This is a genomic window from Pseudomonas floridensis (assembly GCF_002087235.1).
Taxonomy (GTDB): Bacteria; Pseudomonadota; Gammaproteobacteria; order Pseudomonadales; family Pseudomonadaceae; genus Aquipseudomonas; species Aquipseudomonas floridensis.
This window is the reverse complement of the sequence record NZ_MUIO01000206.1, coordinates 1-3194: the sequence shown is the minus strand read 5'-3', so window position 1 is coordinate 3194 and position 3194 is coordinate 1. Positions and strand designations below refer to the sequence as shown.

General features: G+C 56.4%; 3 protein-coding genes and 1 pseudogene. 3 read left to right on the top strand and 1 reads right to left on the bottom strand.

The features are described from left to right. A pseudogene (locus tag BZK31_RS30750) lies at window positions 1–111 on the top strand (YXWGXW repeat-containing protein); the annotation flags it as partial. Between the two features lie 51 nt (window positions 112–162). On the opposite strand, the gene BZK31_RS28240 reads toward BZK31_RS30750, so the two are convergent. Then, window positions 163–651, bottom strand: a complete 489-nt coding sequence (locus BZK31_RS28240; protein ID WP_083186451.1) for a phosphate-starvation-inducible protein PsiE — start codon at window positions 649–651, stop codon at window positions 163–165. A gap of 384 nt (window positions 652–1035) precedes the next feature. On the opposite strand from BZK31_RS28240, the gene BZK31_RS28235 reads away from it, so the two are divergent. Next, window positions 1036–1308, top strand: coding sequence for a YebG family protein (locus BZK31_RS28235; RefSeq protein WP_083186450.1), 273 nt, complete (start codon window positions 1036–1038; stop codon window positions 1306–1308). 701 nt (window positions 1309–2009) lie between these two features. After that, window positions 2010–3194, top strand: a 1185-nt coding sequence (wecB, locus tag BZK31_RS28230) for a non-hydrolyzing UDP-N-acetylglucosamine 2-epimerase (RefSeq protein WP_102136532.1), incomplete at its 3' end; no start/stop codon positions are given.

The following is a 3194-nucleotide window of genomic DNA, read 5'->3' as shown; positions in this document are numbered from 1 at the left end:
CCGGTTCACGGCCATTGGGAAGTTGAACGGCCGGGTTACCGTTATGTGCACCCGCACTGGGAAAGCGCAGGCGATGGCTGGCATTGGCATGCCGGGGTCTGGGTCAACTGACCTACGCACAACCATGAGGCGGCATCGCTACTGGATGCCGCCCTCGCCTTGTCAGATTTCGCCCTTCTCTTCCGTGACTGCGCCTTTGACCGGGCTCGAGGAATCCGGGATCTTGGCCGATGGATATTTGTACGACGCGTAGCGCACCACCAGAATCGCAAATGCCAGTAGCAGAATGCCGCCACACAGGTAGATGATGCCCAGATCGGGCGGGTTGTGATGAGACACGTCCGAGATCAACAACCGGGTCAAGGCCGTGATCGCCACATAGATCAGGAAGCGTACGGGCATGTGGTTGGTCTTGAAATAAATCCCGGTCATCGCCCCCAGTTCGAGATAGATGAACAGCAACAGAATGTCGTCGACCGTGACGTTGCCTTTTTCGACCATCCCCAGAAACGCGACCACCGACGCCCAGGCGGTGATGGCTCCGATGGCGAACAAGGCCAGAAAGTGAAAGCTCTCGACGCAGAGATTACCCAGCGACTCGGCCTGTGAATGCACCCGTTGGCGCAACTTTGCTGCCCATCTGTTTCCCATGACGCTTGACCTCTGAACCTTCGTTGATACCGATCCGCAACCGGAGCGGAGGGTGCTGTGTGCGTGTGACGCGCTGTGTGGTGTGCTTTTTAAAGCAGGAACAGGGCCATAGGCTATGGTTGAGAGCGCGACGGGTTGTCGCAAGGCACATGTATACGGAAAAAAAGATGCTCGAAGGCCACTATCCAGACAGGGGTTGATTGGCTTATGCTGAACACTGTATAAAGATACAGTAATGACTGATTTCACATTCAAGGCATGTGGAATGGCGACTGGCACGCCAGCCATGCAGGATCACTGTCTGTTGCACCGCCCAGGTCAGCGCCCGAAGCGCCGAGTGCCCGGGTCTAGCCCTTCCACACTGGATATGACGACGAGGCCAAAATGGCTGTTGAAACCCTTTACCGCAGTACCCGCGATCTGGAGACTACTTTCGTGGACCGTAAACTCGCCGATGCGCACGATCAAATGCTTGAGCTGGCCGAGCTTCTCACCGACGTCCTGGTCAAGAACGTACCAGGCCTTTCCGAGAAGCACGCAGAGGACGCGAGCATCTATATGGCGAAAAACCGGGCCGTGTTCGCAGCGGCGTTCAAGAACAATGCGGCAGCGCTCAATGAGCTATCCGATCCGGCTGCTGCCGAAGTGGACAGCTGATTCGGATCGCAGACAGCGGCTTCTTCGCTGGAAGGGGCCGCCGCTCGTTTTCTTCGACCCGGCAGTGCAAGACGCCAATGTGGCAACTTTTGTTCAATTGAATGACACCTGATTGGCACACTCACTCACGCTGTTATCGATACTGTTCCCCTTCACTTAACACGATATATCCCCCTCTTTTCACCGTCACTTACAGCGCCATTATCACAACGCCATTTTTATGAATGACCGTTTTTTTCGCTGTCATTAATCAGGCGTCAGGAAACTGTTGTTGGCACTTTCCTGATTGTTGACTTTTACCGGCCCTGGCAGTTACACCGTCAACGTAGCGGATTTAGAAAGTTCCATCGACCTTATCTTCCGCACGCCATACTCGCCCAAAAACCCCAATGATCATTGACTAAAACGGCACATCGCGCGTTATACAACCATTCACTGACCGCCCCTAAAAACCAAAGTTCCCCGCACGGCTTACTTTGAAAAATACCTGATAAAAAGTTTTGCATTATTAATATCATCTGCTAATAATCGTCGCGAATCCGGGTAACAAGGCATAACGCTTGCTCACATTGAAGTGAACATCGAGTCATCCACTCCGATCTTTTCCTGCCCGAAGAAACTCATTAATTCGCTGGTTATCCGAGCTGTTCACAGCCCGGATCAACTGCTGTGCGACGCCTGTAGCGGGCGGGAGGAAATCAATGGCTACTCAGCACGCCAGAATGAAAGTTCTGTCCATTTTCGGCACTCGCCCAGAGGCCATCAAGATGGCCCCTCTGGTCAGGGCTCTTGCTGCGGAGCCGGGGATTGATTCGAGAATCTGCATCACCGGACAGCATCAGAGCATGCTGCAACAAGTGCTCGATATGTTCGAACTCAAGGCTGATTACAGCCTGGACGTGATGCGTCCTCATCAGACCCTGAATTCCCTGACCGCCGCGTTGTACGCGGCCATCGACCCGATCCTGGATGAGATGAAGCCCGACAAGGTGCTGGTCCACGGCGACACCACGTCGGCCATGGTCGCGGCCATGTCGGCGTTTCATCGTCGCATCCCGATCGGTCATGTCGAAGCAGGCCTGCGCACCGGCGATATTCGGCAGCCGTGGCCGGAAGAAATGAACCGTCGGTGCATCGATCTGATCTCTGATCACCTGTTCACGCCGACCGCCGAGTCGCGCCGCAACGTACTGGGCGAGCGTCTTCAGGGCGTGTCGTTCGTGACCGGCAATACGGTAATCGACGCCTTGCAGTTGACCGCCCAGCGAATCGATTCCAATCGCCAGTTGCGCCACGCGCTCGATCGCCAGTTCTCTTTTCTGGTGCCCGAACGCAAGGTCCTGGTAGTGACCGGACACCGCCGTGAGAACTTCGGCGACGGTTTTCTGAATATCTGCAAAGCGCTGCGTACGCTCGCTCAACGCGACGATATACAGATCGTCTACCCCGTGCACTTGAACCCCAATGTACTGGGACCGGTGACCGAGCACCTGGGCGATCTGCCCAATGTGCATCTGATCAAGCCGCTGGACTACCTGTCGTTCGTGCGCCTGATGCAGCGTGCCCATGTGATCCTCACTGATTCCGGCGGTGTGCAGGAAGAAGCGCCATCGCTCGGCAAACCCGTGCTGGTAATGCGCGACGTGACCGAGCGCCCGGAAGCGGTCGCAGCGGGCACCGTGCGGCTGGTGGGCACTGAACCTGAGGCGATCATTCAGGGCGTCAGCCTGCTGTTCGATGACGAGCAGCTCTGGCAGAACGCCTCACACGCCGCCAACCCTTACGGCGACGGCAAGGCCAGTGCGCGAATCGTCGATGTACTGATGGGTCGCCCGATCACGGAGTTCGTGGTCGAGCTGCCGCGTCGCCGTCCCGCGCCTACCGAG

Coding starts and splice junctions, on each gene's coding strand:
- BZK31_RS28240 (WP_083186451.1), bottom strand. CDS start 651: ATGGGAAACAGATGGGCAGCAAAGTTGCGCCAACGGGTGCATTCACAG.
- BZK31_RS28235 (WP_083186450.1), top strand. CDS start 1,036: ATGGCTGTTGAAACCCTTTACCGCAGTACCCGCGATCTGGAGACTACT.